General features: G+C 66.6%; 22 protein-coding genes and 1 pseudogene. 8 read left to right on the plus strand and 15 right to left on the minus strand.

The window, feature by feature from the left end; genetic code table 11:
• Positions 1 to 601: 601 nt before the first annotated feature.
• Together ABDZ36_RS01440 and ABDZ36_RS01445 are read right to left on the minus strand one after the other, a co-directional pair.
• The gene (locus tag ABDZ36_RS01440; RefSeq protein ID WP_211312394.1) at positions 602 to 1,201 is read right to left on the minus strand and encodes a TetR/AcrR family transcriptional regulator; all 600 of its coding nucleotides are present in this window, start codon (positions 1,199 to 1,201) and stop codon (positions 602 to 604) included.
• A gap of 93 nt (positions 1,202 to 1,294) precedes the next feature.
• Complete coding sequence (locus ABDZ36_RS01445) at positions 1,295 to 2,227, minus strand: alpha/beta fold hydrolase (RefSeq protein WP_211312395.1); 933 nt, start codon at positions 2,225 to 2,227, stop codon at positions 1,295 to 1,297.
• Between the two features lie 178 nt (positions 2,228 to 2,405).
• Here ABDZ36_RS01445 and ABDZ36_RS01450 point away from each other — a divergent pair, with 178 nt between their 5' ends.
• Both ABDZ36_RS01450 and ABDZ36_RS01455 read left to right on the plus strand, forming a co-directional pair.
• On the plus strand, positions 2,406 to 3,746 hold the full coding sequence (locus ABDZ36_RS01450; RefSeq protein ID WP_211312396.1) for an MFS transporter: 1,341 nt from the start codon (positions 2,406 to 2,408) through the stop codon (positions 3,744 to 3,746).
• Positions 3,747 to 3,882: 136 nt separating this feature from the next.
• Positions 3,883 to 4,269: a hypothetical protein gene (locus ABDZ36_RS01455; RefSeq protein WP_211312397.1), complete on the plus strand. Its 387-nt coding sequence runs from the start codon at positions 3,883 to 3,885 to the stop codon at positions 4,267 to 4,269.
• 24 nt (positions 4,270 to 4,293) lie between these two features.
• Here the strand turns inward: ABDZ36_RS01455 and ABDZ36_RS01460 are convergent, their stop codons facing one another.
• Positions 4,294 to 4,896, minus strand: a complete 603-nt coding sequence (locus ABDZ36_RS01460) for a hypothetical protein (protein WP_211312398.1) — start codon at positions 4,894 to 4,896, stop codon at positions 4,294 to 4,296.
• Positions 4,897 to 4,977: 81 nt separating this feature from the next.
• Between ABDZ36_RS01460 and ABDZ36_RS01465 the strand changes: the two genes are divergently transcribed.
• Positions 4,978 to 5,961, plus strand: coding sequence for a DUF7972 family membrane protein (locus tag ABDZ36_RS01465; protein WP_211312399.1), 984 nt, complete (start codon positions 4,978 to 4,980; stop codon positions 5,959 to 5,961).
• A gap of 6 nt (positions 5,962 to 5,967) precedes the next feature.
• Here ABDZ36_RS01465 and ABDZ36_RS01470 read toward each other — a convergent pair whose 3' ends face one another.
• Positions 5,968 to 8,109 (minus strand): type IV pilin N-terminal domain-containing protein, encoded by a 2,142-nt coding sequence (locus ABDZ36_RS01470; protein ID WP_211312400.1) that lies wholly within the window; start codon positions 8,107 to 8,109, stop codon positions 5,968 to 5,970.
• Positions 8,110 to 8,211: 102 nt separating this feature from the next.
• Here ABDZ36_RS01470 and ABDZ36_RS01475 point away from each other — a divergent pair, with 102 nt between their 5' ends.
• Entirely contained in the window at positions 8,212 to 8,430 is a 219-nt protein-coding gene (locus tag ABDZ36_RS01475; RefSeq protein ID WP_211312401.1) for a hypothetical protein, read from the plus strand.
• On the opposite strand, the gene ABDZ36_RS01480 is transcribed toward ABDZ36_RS01475, so the two are convergent.
• Complete coding sequence (locus ABDZ36_RS01480) at positions 8,427 to 8,639, minus strand: DUF8015 family protein (RefSeq protein WP_211312402.1); 213 nt, start codon at positions 8,637 to 8,639, stop codon at positions 8,427 to 8,429. The genes ABDZ36_RS01475 and ABDZ36_RS01480 overlap by 4 nt on opposite strands.
• A 38-nt stretch (positions 8,640 to 8,677) precedes the next feature.
• The gene (locus ABDZ36_RS01485) at positions 8,678 to 9,649 is read right to left on the minus strand and encodes a phosphoadenosine phosphosulfate reductase family protein (protein WP_211312403.1); all 972 of its coding nucleotides are present in this window, start codon (positions 9,647 to 9,649) and stop codon (positions 8,678 to 8,680) included.
• A gap of 187 nt (positions 9,650 to 9,836) precedes the next feature.
• On the opposite strand from ABDZ36_RS01485, the gene ABDZ36_RS01490 reads away from it, so the two are divergent.
• Entirely contained in the window at positions 9,837 to 10,208 is a 372-nt protein-coding gene (locus tag ABDZ36_RS01490; RefSeq protein ID WP_211312404.1) for a response regulator, read from the plus strand.
• On the opposite strand, the gene ABDZ36_RS01495 is transcribed toward ABDZ36_RS01490, so the two are convergent.
• On the minus strand, positions 10,205 to 11,260 hold the full coding sequence (locus ABDZ36_RS01495; RefSeq protein WP_211312405.1) for a PAS domain-containing sensor histidine kinase: 1,056 nt from the start codon (positions 11,258 to 11,260) through the stop codon (positions 10,205 to 10,207). The genes ABDZ36_RS01490 and ABDZ36_RS01495 overlap by 4 nt on opposite strands.
• Positions 11,261 to 11,430: 170 nt before the next feature.
• Here ABDZ36_RS01495 and ABDZ36_RS01500 point away from each other — a divergent pair, with 170 nt between their 5' ends.
• The 3 genes from ABDZ36_RS01500 (at position 11,431) to ABDZ36_RS01510 (ending at position 15,428) form a co-directional block, all read left to right on the plus strand.
• Positions 11,431 to 11,769, plus strand: coding sequence for a PadR family transcriptional regulator (locus tag ABDZ36_RS01500; protein WP_211312406.1), 339 nt, complete (start codon positions 11,431 to 11,433; stop codon positions 11,767 to 11,769).
• A 191-nt stretch (positions 11,770 to 11,960) separates the two neighbouring features.
• On the plus strand, positions 11,961 to 14,426 hold the full coding sequence (locus ABDZ36_RS01505) for a ribonucleoside-diphosphate reductase subunit alpha (RefSeq protein ID WP_211312407.1): 2,466 nt from the start codon (positions 11,961 to 11,963) through the stop codon (positions 14,424 to 14,426).
• A gap of 6 nt (positions 14,427 to 14,432) precedes the next feature.
• Complete coding sequence (locus ABDZ36_RS01510; RefSeq protein ID WP_211312408.1) at positions 14,433 to 15,428, plus strand: ribonucleotide-diphosphate reductase subunit beta; 996 nt, start codon at positions 14,433 to 14,435, stop codon at positions 15,426 to 15,428.
• 520 nt (positions 15,429 to 15,948) lie between these two features.
• On the opposite strand, the gene ABDZ36_RS01515 is transcribed toward ABDZ36_RS01510, so the two are convergent.
• The 8 genes and pseudogenes from ABDZ36_RS01515 to ABDZ36_RS01550 form a co-directional block, all read right to left on the minus strand.
• Positions 15,949 to 16,716: a TMEM165/GDT1 family protein gene (locus tag ABDZ36_RS01515; protein WP_211312409.1), complete on the minus strand. Its 768-nt coding sequence runs from the start codon at positions 16,714 to 16,716 to the stop codon at positions 15,949 to 15,951.
• A 132-nt stretch (positions 16,717 to 16,848) separates the two neighbouring features.
• A complete protein-coding gene (locus ABDZ36_RS01520; protein ID WP_211312410.1) occupies positions 16,849 to 19,230 on the minus strand; it encodes a heavy metal translocating P-type ATPase in 2,382 nt (793 codons plus the stop codon).
• Positions 19,231 to 19,434: 204 nt separating this feature from the next.
• The gene (locus ABDZ36_RS01525) at positions 19,435 to 20,619 is read right to left on the minus strand and encodes an ABC transporter substrate-binding protein (RefSeq protein ID WP_211312411.1); all 1,185 of its coding nucleotides are present in this window, start codon (positions 20,617 to 20,619) and stop codon (positions 19,435 to 19,437) included.
• A gap of 88 nt (positions 20,620 to 20,707) precedes the next feature.
• Positions 20,708 to 20,855: pseudogene (locus ABDZ36_RS01530) on the minus strand (ABC transporter ATP-binding protein); the annotation flags it as partial.
• Between the two features lie 34 nt (positions 20,856 to 20,889).
• Positions 20,890 to 21,975 carry a FecCD family ABC transporter permease gene (locus tag ABDZ36_RS01535; protein WP_343749183.1) on the minus strand — a complete coding sequence of 362 codons (1,086 nt, stop codon included), beginning with the start codon at positions 21,973 to 21,975 and terminating at the stop codon, positions 20,890 to 20,892.
• A 71-nt stretch (positions 21,976 to 22,046) separates the two neighbouring features.
• The gene (locus tag ABDZ36_RS01540) at positions 22,047 to 22,973 is read right to left on the minus strand and encodes an NAD(P)/FAD-dependent oxidoreductase (protein WP_211312413.1); all 927 of its coding nucleotides are present in this window, start codon (positions 22,971 to 22,973) and stop codon (positions 22,047 to 22,049) included.
• A gap of 3 nt (positions 22,974 to 22,976) precedes the next feature.
• Entirely contained in the window at positions 22,977 to 24,215 is a 1,239-nt protein-coding gene (locus tag ABDZ36_RS01545; protein ID WP_211312414.1) for an ABC transporter substrate-binding protein, read from the minus strand.
• A gap of 2 nt (positions 24,216 to 24,217) precedes the next feature.
• The gene (locus tag ABDZ36_RS01550; RefSeq protein ID WP_211312415.1) at positions 24,218 to 25,429 is read right to left on the minus strand and encodes an ABC transporter substrate-binding protein; all 1,212 of its coding nucleotides are present in this window, start codon (positions 25,427 to 25,429) and stop codon (positions 24,218 to 24,220) included.
• Positions 25,430 to 25,431: the final 2 nt, after the last annotated feature.

The following is a 25,431-nucleotide window of genomic DNA, read 5'->3' on the forward strand; positions in this document are numbered from 1 at the left end:
TCTCTTTGCGGCGATCTCCAGACATACTCTCGTATCAGGCGCCACCTCCATAACTTCCCCTAACCACTATGCGTCTTTCGAACGTTAACGAGACGCTTCGCGTCTCGTTCGCACACCAGAATACTCCGCGTTCTGGAGACGGGTGTGAATCCGACAACGCCCCCACGAGCCACGCAGCGGCGCTCATACGGATATTTAAGTATCATCGTGTCGTAGTATGACGTACACCGAGGCGGTTTCACCGCCACCTAAATGCACAATATCGGGGACTCCGAGGCCCAGAATGTTCGAGACACCCTCTCGAACCGCTGTGGTGTCTCGGTTGCGATAACTCCGAGTCCCCCTGCCGGGGATAGGAGTAACGGCGGTGTGGTGGTTCGAGAGAGCGGAGCTCTCTCGGCATCACCAGAAGTCTCCGGCTTCTGGTTAGCAGTCAGAACGCTTCGCGTTCTGACGACATCACGAAAGACGCGAGGCGTCTTTCGAACGACCCCGCCATCGGCCGTCATGCTGACAGGTCGTCAACCAGTAAATATCCCAACTCAGCGGGGCGGTGCCGTGGGAAGCCTCGCCGTTTACGGCGAGGAGGAGGTCACTCGTGCTACGCGTCGAGGACGCCCTGCACGTACGCGTCGGCGGTATCGCGTGCGACGTGGAGAACGGACGGATCGGCGAGAACGACGAACCGGGTGCGCGCGCCTTTCACGATGGTAATGAGCGCCGAGGCGACGGTATCGGGATCGACGTCGTCACGGAAGACGCCGCGTTCGACGCCGTCGGCGACGACCGACCGAACGACTTCGCGGAGGTACTCGTCATTTCGGACGAGTTGCTCGCGGATGGCGTCGTGATAGGGTGCTTGCGCGCGCATTTCGAGAAGGGCGCAAACGAGGTCGTAGTCGTCCTCGCGCTCGATGAGGAGGCCGTCGAGGAGGGCACCGAGATGGCTCTCGGGATCGTCCGTCGCGGCGTCGTGGACGTGATCGAGGAACGTATCGAGGAGGTATTCGAGGAACGCGACGAGGAGGTCGTCCTTCGTGTCGTAGTGGTAGTGGATGGCTGCCGTCGTCTTCCCATACTCCTCGGCGATGGCGCGCATCGTGAGGTCAGCGTACCCCTGTTCGCGGAGCGCGCGGTAGGTCGCTTCCATGATGGCCTCCTCGACGTCCGTGCGCTCCCGGTCGGTCGGCGTGTCGGCCATTGATAATAGAGTGGGAGCGGTGGGGTTTGGGTGCGTCGGTTCGACACAAGCCGAGCGCGGGGCGCGACCGTGGCAGTCACGCGCGAACCCGCGTCAGTCGACGTCGAGTCGGCCGTCGATCATGTCCAAGAACACGTCGGGGCGTTCCGCGTGCGGGACGAGCGCCGTCCGGTCGATCTCGACGAACGCGGCGTCGAGGGCGTCTGCGAGGTCCCGGCCCTCCGCGGGCGGCGTCGTCTCCGCGGCGGACCCCCAGACGAGCGTCAGTGGGCCGTCGAACTCTGCAAGCGCGTCTTCGAGTTCGACGTCGACGTTCAGATAGCCGCCGACGAACGCCGCAACCGCGTGTTTCGCGCCGCGCTGGTGGGCGCTGCGCCACTGGTAGTCGAGCCACGCGTCGTCGGCGTTCCCGACGTCGTAGTAGCCGTGGTCGGCGTTCGAGCGACGGATCGAGTACCGGGCGGTCGCGGCGTCGACGAGGAGATCGCCGAGGAGCGGCGCGCGCACGACGCCGCGCGCCCACGGGTTCGGTCCCGGCATCACACCCGTCGAGGGACAGACGAGGACGAGTGCTCGTGGGTCGATCGAATCGTCTGCAAGCGCACTCGCTACGTAGCCGCCCGCGAGCGACGCCGCGAGAACTGCCGGCTCGTCGTATTGCTCGAGGAACGCCGCGACGAACGCCGTGTAGAGGTCGCCGTCGTAGTCGATCGGCGGGCGATCCGAACAGCCAAAGCCCGGGAAGTCGGGCGCGACGACGTGGTAGTCGGCGGCGAGTTCGTCCCAAAGTGTTCGGTATTCGCCGCTCGATCCGGCGGCGTTCACGCCATGAAAGAGCACGACGGTCGGGTCGGACGCGTCGCCGGCTTCCGTGTACGCCACGTCCATCCCGCGCCAGCGGAACGTGCCGCGGCGGCCGTCGAGGGGCGGTTCGAGATCGCCGGCGTACGCGCCCAGCGCGCGGTCCGCGACGGCCGCGAGGCCGACAGCACCCGCCGCCGCGCCGATTGTTCGGAGGAGTCGCATACGCTGTCGTTGGCTCGCGGCCGACAAAAGCACGGGTGGAAGGACGCGGGACGAGTCGGGAGGTATCGGTGGCGGAGTACGGTGACGGGGCGGAGTGAGCCGAGGCGACGGCGAAATGACGGCCGCCGACCGCTCGCGTGTGAGAACTGTTTAGGCCACACCACGCGACGCCACGACCATGCCCTCGGACCGGTGGCTCTACGCGCTGTCGTGTTCGGCGGTCGCCTCGAGCGTCGCCGGGCTGCTCGTCCCGCTCTACGTCGTCCACCTCGGCGGTGGGCCGGGCGCGCTCGGCGTGTCGGCGTCGCTGTCGTCGCTTGTCGGTGCACCGGGGGCGATACTGGCCGGCCGCTACGCCGACCGCACAGGAGATCGCCGTGGCGTCATCGTCGCCGCGCTCGGCGTCGCCGCACTCGCGCTCGTCGTCCTCCCGTTCCTCCGCAGCGTCTGGCCGGTGATCGCCGTCTACGCCGTCCTCGCGTTCGCGCTCGCCGCGATCTCGCCCGTCGTCACGATGCTCGTGGTTGCCGACACGCCGGAGCAACAGTGGAACGAGCGGATCGCCCGCCTCAACGTCTTCCAGGGGTACGGCTCGACGCTCGGGTTCGTCCTCGGGACGGTGTGGACGGTCGGGGTAGCGGTGGTCGCCACGCCGGAGATCGTACAGGAGTCGCTGTTTGCCGTCGCGGCGGCTTTCGGTGTCTCAGCCGCCGCCCTCGCCGCGCGCTCGCTCCCACGGCATGACGCCCGCCAAGTCGGTCCACGACGCGCGAACCGCGTCGCCGCCATCCTCTCGCGGACCTCGCGGAACGCGCCGGACGCGACGTTCTCGTACGGGACAAACCGGCTCTTCTGGGCGACGCGCTCGCTCTCGCTCGCACGCCTCCGCCGACTCGGCGCGGACCTCCCGCCCACGCTCTGGCTCTACTTCGGGGCCGCGTTCTGCTTCTTCACGGGATTCTCCGTCTTCTGGGCACCGCTCCCGCTCTATCTCGACACGAACCTCGGATTCTCCTCCGGGATGGTGTTCGCGCTCTACCTCGTGAACAACGCCGCCTCGACGCTCCTCTTCGGTAGTGCGGGCCGCCTCAGCAGCAGCCACGACGTGCGACTCGTACAGAGCGGCACACTCGGTCTCCGCGCCGCCGCGTTCGTCGGCGTCGCGGGCGTCGGGCTCCTCGGCGCGGACGCGCTCTCGGGGACGCTCGGCGCGCTCGCTGCGATCGGCGCGCTCCTCTTCGTCGTCGGCGTCACATGGGCGTTCATCGCCGTCGCCGGGACGGCCATCGTCTCGCGGTTCGCCCCGGCAGGCGCGCGCGGCAGCATCCTCGGGACCTATGCCGCCCTCGCCGCAGTCGCGGGCGCGGTCGGCGGGCTCCTCGGCGGGTGGGTCGCCGCCAGCAGCTTCGGCGTCGCGTTCGTCGTCGCCGCCGGGCTCTGCGTCGTCGGCGCGATCGGCGTCTACGGCGCACGGCGTCTCTCGACCGGGGCGACACCGATCGAGGGAGCGAGCCAGTGACCGGACGTCCGTAGCGACGAGAGCCAGCGAGAGCCGGCGAGCCGCACGCACGAGACCGCACGACGGCGGGTCGACCTACCGGCAGGGAGTGTGGTCGATCCGATCCTTTAGGCGCTCGCCGACCGTCCGAACCGGCGTGGCAACGTCTCAGTCCACCTATCGAGCCGGCGTGTGCAACATCGGCGAGCGCGAGCGCCGTCGTCGGTACACGTACGCCGCGGCTGCCCTCGTCGTCGCGGGCGCGTTCGTCCTCAGTGTCGCGATCGGCGTCGTGCCGCACGAGCTCGTCCCAGCGCTCTTCGTTCCGCTCGCGCTCGCCACCGAGTGGTATCTCCAAGCGTCGAAGTCCTTCTGCGCGTTTCTCGCCCTCGTCGGCCGATACAGCTTTGAGGACGCCGGCGAGCGGGGTACTGTCTCCGACCCCGACGCTCGGGCCGCCGACCAGAAGTACGCCGTTCGGATCACTGCCATCTCCGTCGTCGTCGCCGCGCTCGTCACGACGGTCGTCTTCGTCGCGCTCTGAGGACCGCAGCTTTCCCCGATACCCTCAACGGTCAACGTCGAACCCGCGTTCGGCGAACGCCGCGACGGCACGCTCGTACGTCTCGTCACCGTCCGGCATGGAGAGTGAGGGGAGGTTCACGCGGCGTTTGCGGGTCGCCTCACCGTCGCGGTAGGTGAGCACGAGGCGCGGACGCGTCAGGCCCGTTTCGCCCCGCGTCGCCGACACCGACTCGATCTCGGCGAGCGCGATCCGGTCAGGTGAGCGGTAGCCACGGAGGTAGTTCACGAGCCAGAGTGCGAGGAGGAGCGCGGCGACGACGCCCGCGCCGCCGGCGGCCCAGATCGGATCGGCGTCACGCTGGACGAGGCGACCGAGCAACTGCATCGACCAGCCGATCGCGACGACAAGCCAGAAGACGTAGCCGACGAAGATCGCCTTGCGCCACCACGCGTCGCTTCGCCAGTAGCCTCGATAGAGCGAGCGAGCGTAGCCAGAGACGGAGTCCTCGACGACGAAGGTCCCGTCCTCAAAGCGGGCGGTACCGCGTTTCGTGTCGAAAGCGTCGGGTGGGTCGGCGGCATCGAAAGCGGCGTCCGGCGGGTCGGGGGCGGCGTCGCGGGAGTCGGAGGTGTCGATTGAGGGCACGCCGTCTCACGGTCGCGCCAGCGACCTATCCGTTCCGGTAGCCCGCATCGCTTTTAGCGGCGCGGCCCGTTCGCCGGATCGATGACCGACGGAATCGAACGATGGCGACGCGACTGGTATCGGTGGGTGGCGTTCACCGCCGACCGGCGGATCCTCACGACCGCCGTCCTCGCCGTCGGGTTCACCCTGTTCGGGCCCGTCGCGGGCTCCCTCCTCCCGACGCCGAAGAACCCGCTCGCCGACTCCAGCCCGACGGTATCACTCGTCTCTGCGCTCCTCAGCGGGACGTTCTTCCTCTTCAGCATCGTCGTCACCGTCAACACGCTGTTCGTCTCCCAACAGCAACACCCGCTCGCTCAGCAGTTCGGCCGCGTACAGAGCGTCGTCCAATACCGCCGCCAGCTGGAGAACGTCGTCGACACCGAGCACGTCCCCGCCGAGCCCGAAGCGCTCCTCCGACTCCTCTCCGGAAGCATCCTCGAACGCGCCCAGCGCCTCGAAGACGAACTCGGTGCCGCGGATTTCGAGTTGCGCGAGGACCTCGACGGCTACGTCGAGACCCTCGCCGAGGAGACGGGCGAGATGAACCGCGGGCTCGAGGACGCCGAGGACACCCTCGACGTCGTGCTCGCGACCATCGACTACGACCACGACAGACAGATCCACGACCTCCGCGCGATCCGCGTCGCACACAGCGACGAACTCGACGACGCGACCGCGGAGCGCATCGACGAGATGCTGCGCCTCCTCCAGTACGCTGCGACCGCCCGCGAATACTTCAAGACGCTCTACACCCGTCGCGACCTCGCGAACCTCTCGCGCGATCTCGTGCTCACCGCCGTCCCGACCGCCGCGATCGTCGCGGCGTTCATGCATTTCCTCAACGACCTGCCGGACAGCAACTTGCTCGTCGTCGGCGTCGAAGCCATCGCGTTTGCGCCGTTCGTCCTCGTCGCGGCCTACGTCCTCCGCGTAACGCTCGTCAACAGCGCGCAACGCGCCGCCGGCCAGTTCGTCGTCGAGGACGACGGCGGCGACATCGAGGGCATTCCGGACGGCGACTGAGGCGGGTCAATATGTGTACGGCGGCGGATCGGTGCCATCGGCCTCGTCCTGGACAGCCACGACGTCGACCACCTCACCATCGTCGTTCAGCGCGCGGACGACGATCACGTAGTTGTCCCCGCTCGTGAAGTATTTCGACCCCGACGGCGGGTACGTCGCACGCCCGCTCGGCGCGAGCGCGAGGTTCGCCTCCATCCCGTAGTACGCGTTAGTCGGGTGGTGGAAGACGACGTCGACGCGCGAGGCGTTCGACGCGTAGTCGACACGGTAGCGGCTCTTCTTCCCGGACTGCTTCCCGCTCTTGTCGGTCACCACCACCCGCGAGACGACGGCACGGTCGGTGTCGTATGACTCCGCGCTGTCGCGACCGTTTGCGACATCCGTGACAACGTAGGCATCCACGACGTTTCCGTCCGCGTCGTACGCGAGGAACGTGAAGGCGTACCGCTTACCGCCGGATCCGTAGTAGTCGAATCCGTCCGTCGCGTTCGCCCAACTCTTCGCGACGCTCCCGTTCTGCATTACCATCGCCTCGATGCGATCCGCGGTCGATCCAGCAGTCGCCTCAACAACGTAGTGGCCGCCAGACTGGTCGTCCACGCTGAGGTGGCGGATCGGCTTCCCGGGCCGCGAGACCTCGCCGAGATCGCGTCCGTCCTCGCCATCCGCGATGTCGGTGAGCGTCTGGACGTCGAGTACGCGCCCATCTGCGTCGAGCGCCGCCACGACGATCGTGTAGTTGTCACCGTATGTGTACTTCTCGTACGTCGCGCTCCCGCTCCCCGGATATATGCGGGTCTCGGATGCCGATCCCTTTTCGTGGTCCACGAACGCGACGGCGACCCGGTCAACCGCGGGCCCGCCGGTTTCGTACGAGACAGTGTACTGTGTCCCGCCGCTCTGTGTGCTCCGGTCGACGAGTGTGACGGATTGGACTGCGTCGCGCTCTGCGGGGTCGAAGCCGTCGCGCGTGTCGCGGCCGTCCGCGACGTCCTGCAGAACGTACTCGTCGATCACGCTCCCGCTCGTGTTCCGCGCGGCGAGCGAGATCACGTAGCGATTTCCAGAACCAGCGCTATCGGACCGGTGATACGTGACGCAACCGTTCGTCGCTGACAGCGTCGCGGTTTGGCTCACCCGTGACTCATTCGCGGTCGACATCAGCGCGACCGTCACGTTCGCGACCGCGTCCGCCGCCTCGTACCCGACCGTGTACGCCGCGCCGTCGTCCGGCCCGGTGCGGTCGACGAGCGTAATGTTCCGAAGCGGCTCGCCCGTGCGTTCGACCGTCCCGTTTCCGTCCGAGTCGATACCGTCCGCGACGTCGGTGACGGTGGAGGTGCCGATCACTCCGCCACTCGCGTCGTACGCGCGGACGGTGATCGCGTACGGATCGCCGGTCGCGCCCCCGCTGTCGTACGAGACGCGATGCGTCCCGGCCGTCGCCGCGAGGTCCGTGTAGCTCTGGATGTCGTCAGTCGTCTCGTCCCGGATCGTCACGGAGACGTTCGCCGTACGCGCGGCCTCCGAGGCGTTGAGCGCGTACTGCACGTCGTACGCAGCCCGGTCGTTCGGCCCGCTCTTGTCAACGAGTGTGACGTCAAGGAACACGGTCGGCGTCGAGTCATCGCCGGTCGTTGACGTTGTGGTCGTCGGCGTGCTCGTCGTAGTCGTGGTAGTCGTGGTCGTAGTCGTCGATGTCGTGGATGTACTCGTCGCGGGCGTCGTCTCCGGGCCGCCGCACTTCGTCGTGTCGAGGACGCTGTTCGACGGTCTGTGGACGACGGCGACGTCATCTTCAGCGAGCGCACCGACAGTCGCGTTCTCGAATCGCCACGTCATCCCCGGCGAGAACGATCCGGTGGCACCCCCACCAGTCGCCCATTCGCCCTCGGAAAACCCGACGCGTCGCGTCTCGTCCGCTCCGCGAAGCACGACGACGAGGCCGTCACTGGCGAGCGGCTCGCCGCCGCAGTAGGTGACGGCGACGGTTCCGTCGTGCGTCGTGACGTCCACCGCGCCGACGGGGGCGCGCTCCGCGCCGCCGTACGTTCGATCCAACATGGCGACACCGGCTACTGTCATCGCGGTGATGACGATGCCGGTCATGAGGATCGTCCCGACGACGCTACTGGCACCCCGATCCATGCGTGACACCCTGATACGGATGGTTCATAGGTCGTGTGGCCGCAAAAGGGTTCGGCGTCAGGACCGGCCGGTTTTTGTCGCGCGGCCGCGAACGGATCGGTCGTGTTCCGTCGCGACTTCATCGTCCGGGCCGTCGCCGCCGCCGTCTGCTGGCTCGCCCTCATCGTCGCGACGGCGGCGCTGATGGTCGGCGCGTTCTTCGGGACGTATCCGGGACCGTACGGCGGGCATGCAATCGCCGGGGGCGCGCTCGTATTAGCGTGTCTCACCGGCGCGCTGTTCATCGGTGGCGTGCCGGCGCGCTTCTCGACGAATCGCTAGCCCTCAACGGGCGGGTTGACGAACAGCGCCTCACCGATGACGCCGAGACAGCCGAGACAGCCGGCGGCGAGCGTCGGCATCGCTGCGTACGGCGCGGCGACGGTCGCCACGACGGCGATGACGAGGAGGGCGGTAATGACGCCCAGGATCACGTCCGGGCGGCCGATACCGGCGGGGAGCGTGCGCTCGCTCGTGTGTGTTCGGGTCATCGAAATGAAGAGGGGAAACGGGGAGGTATCGCCGTGCGTTACATGTAGCCCAGGTCGCGGAGGCGCTCCATGAGGTCCTCCTTGTCCTGGGCGCGGCCGGCGCGCTCGGTGGTGTTGTCGAGGTCCTGGAGCCACGCGGGGTCCTCAGCGGCCTTGTCCGTCGAGACCTCGGAGCCGAGCGAGCGGAAGCCCTTGAAGTACTTCGGGCTGACCGGAATGTCGTCATGGCTGATGCCCTCGGGGAGGTCGTCGTAGGCCTGGGGCACGTAGCCCTCGTCGGGGTAGTCCGGAACGCTCTCGGGGACGACGTAGTGCCAGAAGGCGTCCCAGACGGCGGCCTCGTCGAACTGGAGGATCGGCTGGATGCGGTCGTGGGGCGGGTAGATGTCCGGGTCGTGACGCGGGCTGAAGAACGTCTCGTCGGCGCGGGCCTCCTGTTCGTCCCAGCGAATCCCCGAGAAGATCCCGTCGACGTCGTACTCCTTGAGCGCGTCGTTGAGCGCGACGGTCTTCAGCAGGTGGTTGCCGACATAGGTGTCCAGCAGGAACGGGAAGGTGTCCTCCTCGTACTCGAGGATGTCCCGAACGTGGTGCTGATTGTGCTCGGAGAGCGCCGAGATGTCGATGTCGTCACCGGGTTCGAGGTCGTTGGTCTCGACGTACTCCCCGACGTCCTCGTTGCGGGCGTAGATGAGCTCGAAGTCCCACTCGTCCGCCCACCGATCGGCGAAGTCGAGCAGGTCGTCGAAATGCTGGTAGTGGTCGATGAAGATCGCCGGCGGCATCTCGTAGCCGTACTCCTCGGCGACCTCCTTCACGAAGTAGAGCGTGAGCGTCGAGTCCTTCCCGCCGGTCCACATGATCGCGGGATTCTCGTACTCCTCGAGGCCGGTTCGGACGACCTCGATGGCTTTCTCGATCTTGTCTTCGAGGTTCGGGTAGTCCTCGGGGTCCTCACCCTCGCCGTCTGTGTAGTCGACGTCGAGATAGTCGGGGAAATCCGCTGACATCGTTGTATCATGCTCATACGCCGTCGTACATAAAGGGTTGCGCGTGCGGTCAGCGTTCACCGGTGGAACGCAAAAGGGGCAAAAGCCTCCGTTAAATATGGGTGAGAACGCATGTGCGTGCGTGATTGCGGCAGTACCCTCTGGTACCGGCCGGAACGCCCAAGCCACTGGTACGTGTCAACAACGTATGGCCTCCCGTTCGATCGTCTACGTCGACGACGATCCGGCGTGCACCAACCTCGTCGGCCACCGATTGCGCTCGCGGTTCGACTACGCCGTCGAGACGACCGATAACGGCGAGCGGGCCCTCGAACAGCTCAAGGCGAACGACGTGGACTGCCTCGTTCTCGACTACCGCATTCCCGGTGAGGACCCGCTCTCCCTCCTGGATGAGGCGATCTCGTCCCAACCCGACGTGCCGGTCGTCTTTTTCACGGGCATCGGCGACCCCGAAACGGCCGACGCGGCGACGGATGCGGGGGCCGCCGCGTTCGTCCAGAAGGGGCCCGGCGGCGTCGACGCGCTCGCCGACGCGCTCGACGAACAGCTCGGCGATTAGGGGCGCGGGAGCCGGATTCGGACGTCGTTACCGCCGAGGTCGCTCTCACTGAAGGAGAGTTCGCCGCCGAACGTCTCGACGGTCCACTTGACGAGCCACAGCCCGAGCCCGCTCCCGTGGCGTGTCGGCGTGATCTCCGCCTCGCCGGTGACGACGTCGCGTTCCGCGGCCGGGATCGACGGGCCATCGTCCTCGACGTGGATGGTCGCCCACCCCTCCGCCTCGGCGGCGGCGCAGACGCGAACGCGCGGTTCCGCGGCCGGGTTGTGCCGGATCGCGTTGTCGACGAGGCTGTCGAGCGCGACGTCGAGGTGGCGGTTGGCACGCACGTCGAGCGAGGCCGGAAGGTCGGTTTCGACGACCGCGTCCGGCGACTCCTGTCGGTGAGTCGCGACGACCCGGCGGATGGTCGGGACGCAGTCGACGGTCTCCGTCCCCTCGGCGGCGTTCAACACGCGGTTGATCTCGCCTGCCTCCTCGGTCAACTGCTGGAGATCGTTCGCCGCCCGTTCGACCGTCGCCGCGGCGGCCGTCCGGTCCGCGGACTGCTCCTCGAACGCAGCGAGCAACTGCGTCGTGTGTGCGACGATAAGGTTCGCCTTGTTCCGCAGGTTGTGCCGGAGGACGCGGTTCATCACGCGAGCGCGGCGCTCGTTCTGCACGATCCCCGTGAGGTCCGTGTAGACAGCGAACCCACCGTCGCCCACCCGGTCGTCGGCATACGGGATACCGCGATAGAGAAACTCCCGGAGGCCGTCGGCCGTCTCGCGTTTCACGCGCCGGTAGTTGATCTCGCCGGAGGACGTGCGACTGTCGAGCGTCTGGGCTTCCTCACGGAGCCCCACCGGGACGATCAGCTCGTTCAGCACTTCTCCCATCGCCGCGTCGGCGTCGTAGCCGAATGTCTCGGTGAACGCCCTGTTGACGTCGACGACGACCGGGACCCCATCGACAAGCTCGAATTCGACGACCGCGTCCTGGATGTGTTCGATGAGATGTCCGTATCGGTCGTTATCGGTGTTCGATCGTCGATTCGGCGTGTGTCCAGTCATAGTTTATTTCAATAATTCGGCGATCGTCACGATACGTGCGTCGGTATTCCACCCTCGTACATTAGCGTGCTGCTCGGCCGGGCGGGTCGGCCGATGTGATCCACTGCAAGATTGATCCGTTCGGCCGCCGACAGTCCGTTTGACGCCGGCCTCGGCCGGCCCCTACACCAATGCCATCTGACGACACCACCCAGCGTCGGTCGCTACCGGGCGGCCGCGAGCACGACACGGCGATGACGAACCTCTCCGGGTTTCAACGCGACCTCCTCTGGCGGCTCTACGAGCACCAGCCGTGCAACGGCCTCGACGTCGAGACGCACATAGAGGAGTATTACGGGGAGACCGTCAACCACAGCCACGTCTACGCGAACCTCGATCGGCTCGTCGAGGCGGGATTTATCGACAAGCGAGACGGAGAGGGGCGCGCCAACGAGTACCGACTCACGGCGTTCGCGCGGACGACCCTCGAACGCCGCCGTGCGTGGCTGAACGACCGCACGACGGAGTAGTTAAACCTCGTTTGTAGTTCTACAACGTCAGTTGCAAACCTTTATTCGCTCGTAGAGAGCAACACGTAGTACCGCCGGAGGCGGCCCGAACATGCCGCGGGCGGCCGTCCCGCCGGACAGAGACATCCCCGTTCGATCGGCGTCACACCCGGAGAGTGGCGACGCTGTCGAGCGGTGGTCACCACATCACGATGAGTCAGACACAACCACACGCCGATCCACGAGACACCGTCCACGACGTCCTCGAACGCGCCCGCTCGCGTCTCGACGACGAGGGCGACGGGGACGTACTGACGGACGAAACGTTCACCGACCTCGTCGATGAAGCCGACCACGCCCTCTACGACGGCGCGCCGACCGAGGAGGTCTACGAGGCCGTCATCGACGCGCTGACCGCGCGCATCGAACGCGACCCCGCCTACAAGCGCGCCGCCGCGGAAGTGTTCCTCCAGAAGTACTTCCGCGAGGTCGCCGGCAAGGACTGCACCGGCTTCGAACGCGACCGCCTGTATCGCGAGACGTTCCGCGAGAACGTCGCCGCGATGGTCGAGCGCGACATCCTCGACGAACGCATGACCGAGCGCTTCGACCTCGAACGGCTCGCCGACTCCCTCGAACCGGATCGCGACGAGAAGTTCGAGTACATGGCGCTCGACACGCTCTATCAGCGCTACTTCCTCAAGACCGCCGACGACGAGCGCATGGAGCTCCCCCAGGCCTTCTGGATGCGCGTCGCGATGGGCCTCGCCCTCGAGGAGGACGAACCCAACGAGCGCGCCGAGGAGTTCTACGACGTCCTCTCAAAGCTCGAATTTACGCCCTCCTCGCCGACGCTCTTCCACGCGGGTACGACGCACCCGCAGCTCTCCTCCTGCTACCTCACGACCGTCTCCGACGACCTCGAAGGGATCTTCGACGCGTACAAGGAACACGCGACGCTTTCGAAGTGGTCGGGCGGGCTCGGCAACGACTGGACGAACGTTCGCGCCGCCGGCGCACGCATCTCCTCCACGGGCGTCGAGTCCACCGGCACGGTCCCGTTCCTCCGCATCTCGAACGACGTGACCGGCGCGATCAATCGCTCCGGAAAGCGACGCGGCGCAGCCGCCGCTTATCTCGCCGCGTGGCACGCCGACTATCCCGACTTCCTCGACCTCAAGCGCAACACGGGCGACGAGCGCCGGCGCACCCCCGACATGAACACCGCCGCGTGGGTGCCCGACCTCTTCATGGAGCGTGTCCAGGCAGATGAGGAATGGACGCTCTTCAGCCCCGACGAGGTGCCGGAGCTCCACGAGACCTACGGCGAGGAGTTCCGCGAGCACTACGAGGCCTACGAGGAGGCCGCACAGAACGGCGAGATCGACGAGTACGAGGTCGTCGAGGCCGCCGACCTCTGGCGCAAGACCCTCACTCGCCTCTTCGAGACTGGACATCCGTGGATCACGTTCAAGGACCCCTGTAACGTCCGCTCGCCGCAGGACCACGCGGGGACGATCCACTCCTCGAACCTCTGTACGGAGATCACGCTCAACACGAGCCAAGAAGAGACCGCCGTCTGCAACCTCGGGAGCGTCAACTACGAGACGCACGTCGATGAGACCGCGGGCGAACTCGATCGCGAGCGCCTCGCCGACACCATCGAGACGGCGATGCGGATGCTCGACAACGTCGTCGATCTCTGCTTCTATCCCACGGAGAAGGCCGAGCGCTCGAACATGCGCCACCGGCCGATCGGCCTCGGATCGATGGGCTTCCACGCCGCGCTGATGGAATGTGGAATCCCGATGAACGGCGACGAGGCAATCGAGAAGGCGAATCGCTGGCAGGAGTTCGTCTCCTACCACGCGATCCTCAACTCCGCACGGCTCGCCGGCGAGCGCGGCGCGTACGACTCCTACGAGGGGTCGAAGTGGGATCGCGGGATTCTCCCGCAGGACACCGTCGATCTGCTGGAAGAAGAACGCGGCCGCGAGATCCCCACGGACAGAGAAGAGACGATGGACTGGTTCGTCGTTCGTGAGGCCATCGCGGAGCACGGGATGCGCAACTCGAACACGATGGCGATCGCGCCGACGGCGACCGTCTCCACGATCAACGGCACGTCGCCCTCCATCGAGCCGATCTACTCGAACCTCTACGTGAAGTCGAACATGAGCGGCGACTTCACCGTGATCAACGACCGGCTCGTCGAGGACCTGAAGGCGGAGGGCCTCTGGACCGAGGAGATCCGCGATCGGATCAAGTACCACGACGGCTCGATCCAGGAGCTCGAGGCGGTCCCGGACGACCTGAAGGAGCTCTACCGGGGCGCGTTCGAGATCGACCCGCGTCACCAACTCGACCTCACCGCCTACCGCGGGACGTGGATCGATCAGTCCGTCTCGCACAACGTCTTCTTCCCGAGCACCGACGGGAGCCTGCTCGACGACGTCTACACGCGCGCGTGGGAGATGGGCGTGAAGACGACCTACTACCTGCGTACCCTCGGTGCGAGCCAGATCGAGAAGTCCACCCTCGACATGGACGAGTACGGGAAGACGCAACACCGCGGCGACGACGACGCGGAGGCCGCGACGGACGGGGGACGTGCCGGCGACACCGACGAGACGGACCTCTGCGCCGTCGAGGACCCGACCTGCGACGCCTGTCAATAGAATATAATGCCTGTTCTCAACATCGACCGCGACGAACACGACCCGAACAAAATCCTGCCCATCGACTACGACTGGGCGCGCGAGTACTACGAGGCGGGCGTGAACAACAACTGGGTGCCGGCGGAGATCCCGATGCAGGACGACGTCGCCCAGTGGCAGGGCGACGAGCTCTCCGACGCCGAGCGCCGCCTCGTCGAGTGGAACCTCGGGTTCTTCTCGACCGCCGAATCGCTCACCGCGAACAACCTCGTGCTCGCCCTCTACGAGTACGTGACGGCCCCCGAATGTCGTCAGTACCTCCTTCGGCAGGCCTACGAGGAGGCGATCCACACGGACACCTTCATCTACTGCTGTGACAGCCTCGGCTTCGAGCCCGACTACCTCTACGGGATGTACGAACGCATCCCCGCGATCCAGCAGAAAGACGAGTTCGTCGTCAAGTTGACGCGCGCCGTCGACGACCCCGACTTCTCCCTCGACACGGAGGACGACGTTCGTGAACTCCTACGCGACCTCGTCGGCTTCTACGTCGTCATGGAAGGACTCTTCTTCTACGCCGGGTTCGCGATGATGCTCGGGCTGAAGCGGCAGAACAAGATGGTCGGCGTCGGCCAGCAGTTCGAGTACATCCTGCGTGATGAGTCCCTCCACGTCGGCTTCGGCGTCGACCTCATCGGGCAGATCCGCGAAGAGCATCCCGGCGTCTGGACGGACGCCTTCGAGGCGGAGGTCCGCGAGATGATCACCGAGGCCGTCGACCTCGAACAGATCTACGCCCACGAGGCCTGTCCGGACGAGGTGTTCGGCATGAGCCCCGAGCAGTTCGCGGCGTACGTCGAGTACGTCGCCGACCGTCGCCTCGGCCAACTCGACATGGACGAGGAGTACGGGACGTCCAACCCCTTCCCGTGGATGAGCGAGCAGGTCGACCTGAACAAGGAGAAGAACTTCTTCGAGACGCAGGTCACGGAGTACCAGTCCGGCGGCAGCCTCGACTGGTAGCGGAACGCTGTATCCCCTCCCTACTCGCTCTCTGCGGTCGCTCGTCGAAGAGGGGCGCACCGCAATGCAGGTGAGGTCGGTGAACATGACGCCGCCACGGGCGTCGGTGTTCGCCGGGAGGTTCGACCACGAGAACTGTTCGTCGTCGCCGACCTTGTACGTCACCTCGTCGAGGACGCCGTCGGAGAGCGAGGCGCGGAACGTGCTCAGCGCGTCGGCGAGCGCGACGATGTCCTCATCGGTCGATTTCTTGATGTCCGCGAAACTGCCCGCTCGCCGTCGATCTCGTCGTCGTTTCGCTATCGTTCGACGACGAACAGCCCGCGAGGACGTTACCGCGGAGAGCCCGATGAGGGAGATCGCCTGTCGTCGCGTCGGTCCCTGGTCGCCGAACGTGTCGTCTAAGTCGGTCATACCGCAGTGAAGACACGGGATCCCGAGAAGCGCTGACCGAATTATCGTGGACGTAAGGCCCAAATTCGACTGACGTTCGCGTTCTCGGGTTATCCGGGCTCACGCGTCAGTTCGCCTGCGGTTCGGTGACACGTCGGTAGATCGCACCACCAACGGCGAAGGCAACTGCGGCGGCGGCGATGACGACGACGGTTGAGCCGGCGAGGAGGCCCCACTGGAAGAGCCCGACGGCGACGAAGACCGCGGCCCCGGCGGCCTGGATGAGCGCCATCGGGAGGAACTGCTCGGCGGCCTGCCCGATGAACGCGTCGATGCCGGTGCGGATGGCGAGCCCGAGCCACGCGCCGGCGATGACGGCGAGCGGCGCGTTCGGGAAGGTGGCGGCGAGGTTGATCGTGAGGAGCTGGGTCTTATCACCAAACTCGGCGACGGCGATGGCGACGAACGCGACGACAAACGCGCTTGAGCCCTGGATGCGCTCGTAGACGCCGTCCGGAAGGATCCCCTCAAAGGCATCGGTTGCCCCGGCGCGCCCCTCAGTGCTCGTGTAGAGCGAGTAGGCCTGGAAGCACGTCCAGAGGCCGACGAGGACGAATAGTCCGCCGGTGAAGATCGGGGTGACGCCTGCGGGGAGCACGCCGAGGACGGCCGTACCGACCGACACCTCGATCACGTTCCAGATCGCGAACGCCGTGATTGCGCCGGCGAAGACGCGTTTCGTGTCGTAGATCGTCGCGAGCGTGATAACGGCGAGTTGTCCCTTGTCGCCGAAGGTCGCGAGGAAGTTCGTGACGAGCGACGCGACGAACGGCCCGAGCGCCTCGTACTGTTGGATGAGGCCGCTGATGCCGCCGGCGTCGAGCACGAGCGCCACGCTATCGCCACCCCACTGTGGGATCGGTACCGAAGACGGGGGAGAGCATCTGTTAAATGTAATTAGATGCGTCTAATCCTTAGTTTTGGCGGCAAGTCGAAACGGATCGTCGCCGGCCGTGCCGGAGTGTGCTCAGTCGTCCATTGTCGCCTCGACACCGGAGAGCCGCATCGCATTCGCGGTGACGCCGACGGTCATGCCCGCGTCGCCGACGAGGACGGCCGCCCAGATGGGGACGACGCCGAACGGGACGGCGAGCGCGAGGCCGGCCTTGACGACGAGGCTCGCGCCGATGTTCTGTCGGATGACACCGTTCGTCGCCCCCGCGAGGTCGTAGAGGTAGGGGAGTTTCGAGAGGTCGTCACCCATCAGCGCGACGTCCGCGGTTTCGAGCGCGGTGTCGGTGCCGGCCGCGCCCATCGCGACGCCGACCGTTGCGCTCGCCATCGCCGGCGCGTCGTTGATGCCGTCGCCGACCATCGCGACACCGCCGTCGTACGTCTCGACGAGGTCCTCGACGGCCGCGACCTTCTCGTCGGGGAGGAGTTCTGCGCGGTAGTCGTCGAGACCGACCTGCTCGGCGATGGCGCGCGCGGTGCGCTCGTTGTCGCCCGTGAGCATCACGGTGTGCTCGACGCCGAGCGCGCGCAGTCGATCGAGGGTCCGTTTCGCCTCGGGGCGCACCTCGTCGGCGACGGCGATGAGCCCTTCGAGTTCGTCTTCAGTCCCGACGAGCACGACGGTCTTCCCCTCGGATTGGAGCGCCGGGACGGTCTCCGAGAGCAGATCGAGGCAGTCGTTACGTTCGCAGAGGTCACGACTCGTCCGCGTCACGAGGCCCCCGTCGGTCGCCGCGTGGACGTGCGAGAGGTCGAAGCCGAGTTCGTCGAAGAGGCCGGGGTTGCCGGCGTAGTGCGTCGTCCCGTCGAGGTCTGCCCGAACGCCCTTGCCCGTGAGGCTCTGGAACTCCGTCACGTCGCGCTCGGGGACGTCGGCGGCCTCGGCCCGCTCGACGATGGCGTCGCCGATCGGGTGTTCGCTCCGCGTTTCGAGGCCGCGCGCACACCGGAGGACGTCGGCCTCGGTGTTGTCGTCGAGCGGCACGACGTCGGTGACGGTGAGTTCGCCCTTCGTGAGCGTCCCCGTCTTGTCGAAGGCGACAGCCTCGACGTCGCCAACGGCCTCCAAATGTGTGCCGCCCTTGACGAGCACGCCGTTCTTCGCGGCGCTCGTTAGCCCGGAGACGACGGAGACGGGCGTCGAGATGACGAACGCGCAGGGGCACGCGAGCACGAGGAGCGTGAGCCCGTGGAGGACCGCCTCAGGCCACGTCGCACCGAGGACGAACGGGCTCCCGATGACGACGAGGACGGCGAAGGCGACGACTGCGGGCGTGTAGAACGCGGCGAAGCGCTCGACGAACTGCTCGCGCTCCGTCTGTTTCGACTGGGCATCCTCGATCATCTCGACGACGCGCGCGAGCGTGTCCTCGCCTGCGGCCGACGTCACCTCGGCTTCGAGGTAGCCACCCTCGTTGATGGTGCCCGCGTACACCTCGTCGTCCACCGTCTTGTCGACGGGAACGCTCTCGCCCGTGATCGGGGCCTGATTCACCGCGCTCGCGCCCTCGACGACGCGGCCGTCCCGGGGAATCTTCTCGCCAGGCCGGACGACGACGACGTCGCCTACCGCCACATCCTCGACGGGAACCGTCTCCGTGTCGCCGTCGCGTTTGACCGTCGCCTCGTCCGGCGAGAGGTCCATCAGTTCCTGGAGCGAGTTCCGGGCACGATCCATCGACATGCGCTCTAAGAGCTCGGCGACGCTGAACAGCACCGCGAGGGTCGCCGCCTCGAAGTAGAGCGAGCGGCCGAAGGCGACGCTCGCAGCGAGCGCGCCGAAGATAGCGACGGTCATCAGGAAGTCGATGTCGAGCGAGCGGTTCTTCGCGGAGTAGTAGCCGTTGCGGATGATGGCCTGCCCGCCGACCGCGACGGCGGCGAGGAAGAGGGCGTCCGCGACGTGGATCGGTTCGCCGAGGACCGACGCAACCCCCGCGTTCAGCCCGCCAAGGAGGTGCTCGACGAGCAGGCCGACGACGAGAAAAGCGGCACTGACGCCGGTCTTCTTCGCGCGTGTGCTCGACCAAACGCCGTCACCGTCGCCGTGTGAGTGGCCGGAACGGTCGTCGTGGCTCTCCGACGCGGCCCCATCTTCGTGGCCCTCGCTCCCGGCCGCACCGTCCTCGCCCTCGATAGCCTCAACCGCGTAGCCCGCACCCTCGATGGCAGAGACGACCGCCGCCTCGTCGCTCGCGTCGGCGTCGTAGGTAACGATCACGCGGCCGGTCGTCGGATGCGTCTCGTAGTCGAGCACGCCGGAGACGCGTTCGATGCCGTTCTCGACCTTGCCGGCACACGACGCGCAGTCCATGTCGGGAACGGAGAGGCGAAGCGTCACCGTCGCGGTCCCGGGATCACCGTCGGGGCCGGCGTCGGTGTCGGAGGGAGTCATTATGTGACAGTAGCCGGGGCGTGCTTGTTAATGTAGCTGCTACAAACCGGGTTGTTTGTGGCAATGATTAGTAACTGAACTGCCATAGGTTAGCAATCCTGTGTGGGGTCGGCGTCGGCACAGAGTCGTCACGGGGTCTGGGGTGTCGCGGACGACGCGTGGCGGCGAGGATCGAGGAAAGCGAAATCGGGAGCGACGCGTTCGTCAGTTCCCGATGACGATGTCCGCCACCCGCTGTCGGTCGAACAACCGCTCGCCCTCGGGAATCTCCGGATACGGGCCGCCGTCGTAGTCGGGCCACGCACCGAACGTCTCGGGGTAGAGCTCTTTCGCCGCCATCTCGGTCTGGAAGAGGTTCATCAGCGGGCCCTGGAGCCGCGTCCCGAGGGGGTAGATACGGGCGTTCTGCACCGCGGAAATCTCCCGTGTCGCGCCGTCGTTGAGCTGCTGTCGCACGCTGTCCATATCCCTGCTCTCCGCCATCCCGTCGGTGATGAGAATGACGTCGGGGTCCGCGTCGATGAGCGTCTCGTAGCCCACCGACGAATCGACCGGGACGTCCTCCAGCGCGTCGACCGCACCGAGCGGTCGCGTGTGCGCACGGTAGAACCCGGGCCCGTTCACGTTGTAGACGTAAACGGCCTTTTCGGCGAGAATGACGTTCGCAACTGTCGGGCGGTCGTCCGCCGGCGGGAGATTCTCCTCGATGGTCGACACCATGTTCCGGTGAATGGTTGCGAGCGCATCGTAGCGCTCCGACTCCTGGAAGACCCGCGCGACTTTCTCGAACATCTCCCACAGACCGTAGTACCGGTAGTCCTCGACCCAATCGGGCGTGGTCGTGTTCCCGTTGCTGTACATATTGCCGAAGAACGGCGCGATGTTGTCCCGGATCTCCGTCGTGTCGCTTTGCTCCCACGCCCCCATCATCGCGACCATATACACCGGATCATTGAGGTGGAGGTCGCTATCCAGCTCGTAGAGCAGTTCTTTATCAGGGTTCCACGACGTTGCGACGTCCGCCCAGTCGGCGGATACACCGGGGAGGGGTTCGAGGAACCGGTTCCAGAGGCCGTCGAAGTAGGCGGGTGCGTAAATCGCGTTCACCGCGTCCCCGTGACCGAGTGCGAGCGCCATGCCCGCGAGATGGGGGCTGACGGTGAAGACGCTCTCCGGAGGCTGCTCGAACTCGACGGTGCCGACCGGCGACATCGTCACCTCGTACGTCGAATCCGTCGTGGTGCTGGTCGTCGTTTCTTGGCTCGCCGTCGCGTCGGTCGTGGTCCCACTCGCGCCGCTGTCGCCCGTACAGCCGGCAAACAGGCCGCCACCGACGACCGCGCCGCCGTACTTCACGTAGTCCCGTCGTGTCGGTTCGTCTCTGGACATGGTTTTAGGCTGGCCTAAAAATATATAACTGCTTCGATCGGGCGGGCCGTCGCGGCCCGCCGCGGAGGCGCTCAGCGATCCCGCCGGCCTAGACGCCCCAGCGGTCCGCGTAGAGGCCGTCCGCGGCGAGGAGTTCTCGTGCGTCCCGCGTTCGACGACGCGCCACCGTCCAGCACGACGATGGTGTCCGCGTCCTTCACCGTCGAGAGCCGGTGGGCGATGACGACATCGAGGCGAGCGTGATCACGCTCGCGATTAGCCCGACCGCCATCAGATCGACCCCATGTTCTTCTTCTTGCGCATGAGGTAGAGGAAGTACGGACCGCCGACGATGCCGGTGACGATCCCCACCGGAATCTGCGTTGGGCTCAGCGCGAGGCGCGCGCCGACGTCCGCGACGACCATTAGCGCCGGCCCGACGAACACACAGCCGATGACGAGCTTCCGGTAGTCGCTGCCGACGATGTTGCGCACCATGTGGGGGACGATGAGGCCGACGAAGCCGACGATACCGGCGGCGGCGATGCTCGCGGCGGCCGCCAGTACCGCGACGCCGGAGAGCGCAAAGCGGATCTTCTCGACGTCCATTCCGAGCGAGCGTGCCGTCTCCTCGCCGAGCAGGAGGACGTTGAGGTGGCGGGCGCTGAGCAGCGCGAGCGCCATCGAGAGGATCGTCCACGGGAGCACCATCCGCACCTGGGCCCAGTCCGTCCCGGTGAGCGAGCCAGTCGTCCACGAGATGGCGGACTGGACGACGCCGAGGTTGTCCGCGAAGAAGAACACGCCCGTCTGGAGCGAGCCGAAGACGGTACCGACGATGACGCCGGCGAGCACGAGCCTGACGGGGTTCGTGCCGTTCTTCCACGCGATCAAGTAGACGATGAGGAACGCGACGATGCCGCCGATCGCGGCGATGACCGGGAGGAGCGAGGAGATCCCGAGCACGAGCGTCCCGAAGACGTACGGGATCGCGATCGTCACGCCCGAGAACACGACGAGGACGAGCAGGATCGTCAGCCCGGCACCCGACGAGACGCCGAGGATATATGGGCTCGCGAGTTCGTTTCGCGTGACGGCCTGGAAGATCGCACCCGAGACGGCGAGGTTCATCCCGACGAACGCCGCGACGAACACCCGCGGCAGGCGGATGTTCCAGACGATGAGGCTCGCGCGGCTCATCTCGGGGACCTGTGCGCCGAAGACGAACGCTCGCCACGCGTCGAGGTTGAAGAGCACGTTCGGGTTGAACACTGCCTGCCAGGCCTGGACGAGCGTCATCGTGTACGACCCGAAGCTCACCTGGATGAGGCCACCAATAAAGACGGCGAGCGTGCTCGCGAGACAGAGTGCGAACAGCGCGCTGTAATCGTGTGCGACGTGCCGGAGACGACTGACGATCCCCCTATCGTGTACGGTCTGCGCCACGCTCAGGTACCTCCGTCGTCTCCGTCCTCGCGCGCCGCCTCGATCTCGCGGGCGGCCTCGAGGATGTACTCGTCGTCGACGTGTTCGAGGAGGCGGCGCTGGCCGCGTTCTTCGGCGGCCGCGATCTCGTCGGCCTCGCGGTACGCGTCGAGACGCCGGTCGATCTCGCGCTCGCGTATCTCGACGACATGCTCGTCGTTGAGGTCGACATCGTCCGGGGCGCGCTCGGCGAACCACTCGCGCCAGCGCTCGCGCGTCGCCCACTCACCGGTGAGCGTCGCCTCGCGGCGGACCCAATCGTAGTGGTCGGCGACGGCGTCCGGGAACCCGCGTTCGCGCCGAACATCGGCGAGGAGCGCACGGGCCGTGCGCGCGCCCTGTCCGGCGGCCATGATCGCCTGTGCGTCGGCGGTCCGCGTCGGGGACGCCACGTACAACCCATCAACGGGCGTGCGGCCGTCCTCGTCGGGGTACTCCCGATCGAAGTGCTCGTGCGTCTCGCCGCCGTGTTCGTGCGTCTCGAAGAGTACGTCGTCGTCGTCGAGCCCGCGGAGATAGTCGGCGTCGTAGCGCGTCGCGGCGACGACGCGACGTGTCGTGATTGCCCGACTGTCGGCCGTCTCGACGAGGAAGCCCGCGTCGAGGTCGTCGATCGACTCGACCATGTCGTCGTGGAGGGTCGCACCCGCCTCCGTGACGTGATCGTGCATGAGGTCGTAGAACGTCTCGATGCCGATACCGGCGGGGAAGCCGAGGTAGTTTTCGAGGTACGCACACCGCTGGAGGGAGGCGTTCCCGCGGTCGAAGACGACCGTGTCGAGGCCGTATCGAGCGGTGAACACGGCAGCGGAACAGCCGGCGGGACCACCGCCGACGATCGCGACGTCGGCGGCGAGCGCGGCGTCCGCGTCAGTGCCGTCGTTGGCCACGGATCAGGCACCTCCGTCGCCGGTGACGATGGCGGCGACGCGTTTGCGATCGAAGAGCTGTTCGTCGGCGGGAATCTCCGGATATGAGCCGCCGTCGTAGCCGGGCCACGCACCGGAGGCGTCGGGGTAGAGCTGTTTTGCGGTCATCTCGAGTTGGAAGAGGTTCATCAGCGGGCCCTGCAGGGGATTACCGCCCGCGTAGAACCGGTCGTTCCGGATGGCGGAGAGCTGCCCCCCAACAGGGTGGTTCGCGATCTCCTCGCGGATCGCGGCGACGTCGTAGTAGGAGTAGCCGTAGCGATGGAGGATGACGTCGGGGTCGATTTCGAGCATCGTCTCGAAGTCGTACGCCGACTCGTAGGAGACGTCCCCCTCGGCGAACGCGTCGGGGGCCGCCATCGGGCGGGTGTGCGCCGTCGCGAAGCCGGCGGTGTTGATCTTCGCGGGGTAGAACGTCTCGCCCATGTAGAGGACGGAGCCGACCGTCGGGCGGTCGTCCTCCGGCGGAAGACCCGCCTGGATGGTGTCGAGGAGGTCGTCGTGGACGGCCGTGAGCGCCGCGTAGCGATCGTCGGCCTGAAAGACGGTGCCGACCCGCTCGGCGATCTCCCAGAGTGTGTAATACTCGTAGGCGTCGCGGTACGGTTTCGGCGGTTGCGTGTTCCGGCGGCTGTAATTGTTCCCGAAGAAGGGCGCGACGTCGTCCCGGATGTCGTTGACGTCGGCGACGTCCCAGCCGTCGAAGGAGACGACGAGCGCCGGATCGAGGAGGTGGAGGTCGCTGTCGAGTTCGTAGAACAGCTCCTCATCGACAGTGAGGCCCCCCGAGCCCGAGTTGAGCTGGACGAGGTCGCTCGCGTCGAAGGAGACGCCGTCGAGGCGCGCGTAAAAGGCGTCAAGCGCGCCCGCGACCTCGGTGCTAAAGCCGAGGGAGTTCACCGCGTCGCCGTAGCCGTACGCGACGGCCATGTCCGCGTACAGGAGGTTGTACACCATCACGCTCTCCGGCGGGGCCGCGAGTTCGATGGTTCTGGCGGGGGCGAGCGTCGCCTCGTACGTGGACGTCGTCTGCGACTCAGTCGCGGTCGTCGCGTCGGTCGCGTTCGTGGCCGTTTTCGGGCCTTCGTCGCTGTCCCCGCCCGTGCAGCCGGCGAGCAGGCCGCCAGTGAGAGCCGCACCGCCGTACTTTACGTAGTCGCGCCGCGTCGGTCCGCCGGCTCGTGTGGGGGCATCGCCAGCCATCGTCAGACGTCCCCGGTCATGATGTCCGCGACGCGCCCGCGGTCGAAGAACCGTTCGTCCGCGGGAATCTCCGGGTACGGCCCCTTCGTGTATGACGGCCACGTACCGAAGATGTCCGGGTAGAGCTGTTTCGCCGTCATCTCCAACTGGAAGAGGTTGAGGATCGGGCCCTGATAGCGTGCGCCCTGCGCGTAGATGCGGCCGTTCTGCACGGCGGATATCTCGCTCGCGACCGAGTCCGCCGCGAGCGTCTCGCGGATGTTCGCCATGTCGTAGGTCGGATGCAGCCCGCCGAAGACGAGGATGACGTCGGGGTCGGCTTCGAGGAGTGCCTCCATGTCCACCCTCGATCCCGACGTCACGCCGTCGTCGAAGGCGTCCACCGGCTCGAAGGGGCGGGTGTGCGCCGTCAGAAATCCCGGTGTATCGACGTTGTAGACGTACGGCGCGCTCGGATCACTGAACCCACCCATGACGATGCTCGGGCGCTCGCCCTCGGACGGGAGATCCGCCTCGATGCGCGCGAGCACGTCGTCGTGGATCGCGGCGAGCGCCTCGTACTGCTCGCCCGCCCGGAAGACCTGTGCGACCTTCTCGAACTGCTCCCAGAGCGTGTAGTACTCGTAGTCGCCCTCGTACGCCTCCGTTGGTTGCGTGTGCGCGCTGCTGAGCGTGTTCCCGAACCACGGCGAGATGTTCTCGGCGATTTCGTCGATATCGGCCGTATTCCAGTCGTCGAGCGCGAGCACGCTCACGGGGTCCGCGAGGTGGACGTCGCTGTCGAGTGCGTAGAGTTTCTCCTTCGAGACGTTCCACGAGGAGTAGAGCCCCGACCAGTCGAGGTCGACGCCGGGAAGTCGCGGCGTGAACTGGTTCCAGAGCGCGTCGTAGTACGCCGGCGCGTGCATCGCGTTCACGTCGTTGCCGCGTCCGAGCGCGAACGCCATCCCCGCGAGGTGCGTCAGGCGCGTGAAGATCGTCTCCGGCACATCGTCGAAGGTCACCTCGCCCATCGGGGACATCGTCACGGAGTACGAATCGTCGTCGGTGGTGGTCGTGGTTGTCTCGCTGCTGGTCTCGGCGCTCGTTTCGGTCGGACCGGACTCCGAGCCCCCACCTGTACAGCCGGCGAGCAGTCCACCGGCAAGGACGGAGCCGCCGTACGTCATGTAGTCGCGTCGCGTCGGAGACGTGATCGGATCGTGTTCGGTCATTA

It is taken from the genome of Halarchaeum salinum (assembly GCF_039520965.1).
Classification (GTDB): Archaea; Halobacteriota; Halobacteria; order Halobacteriales; family Halobacteriaceae; genus Halarchaeum; species Halarchaeum salinum.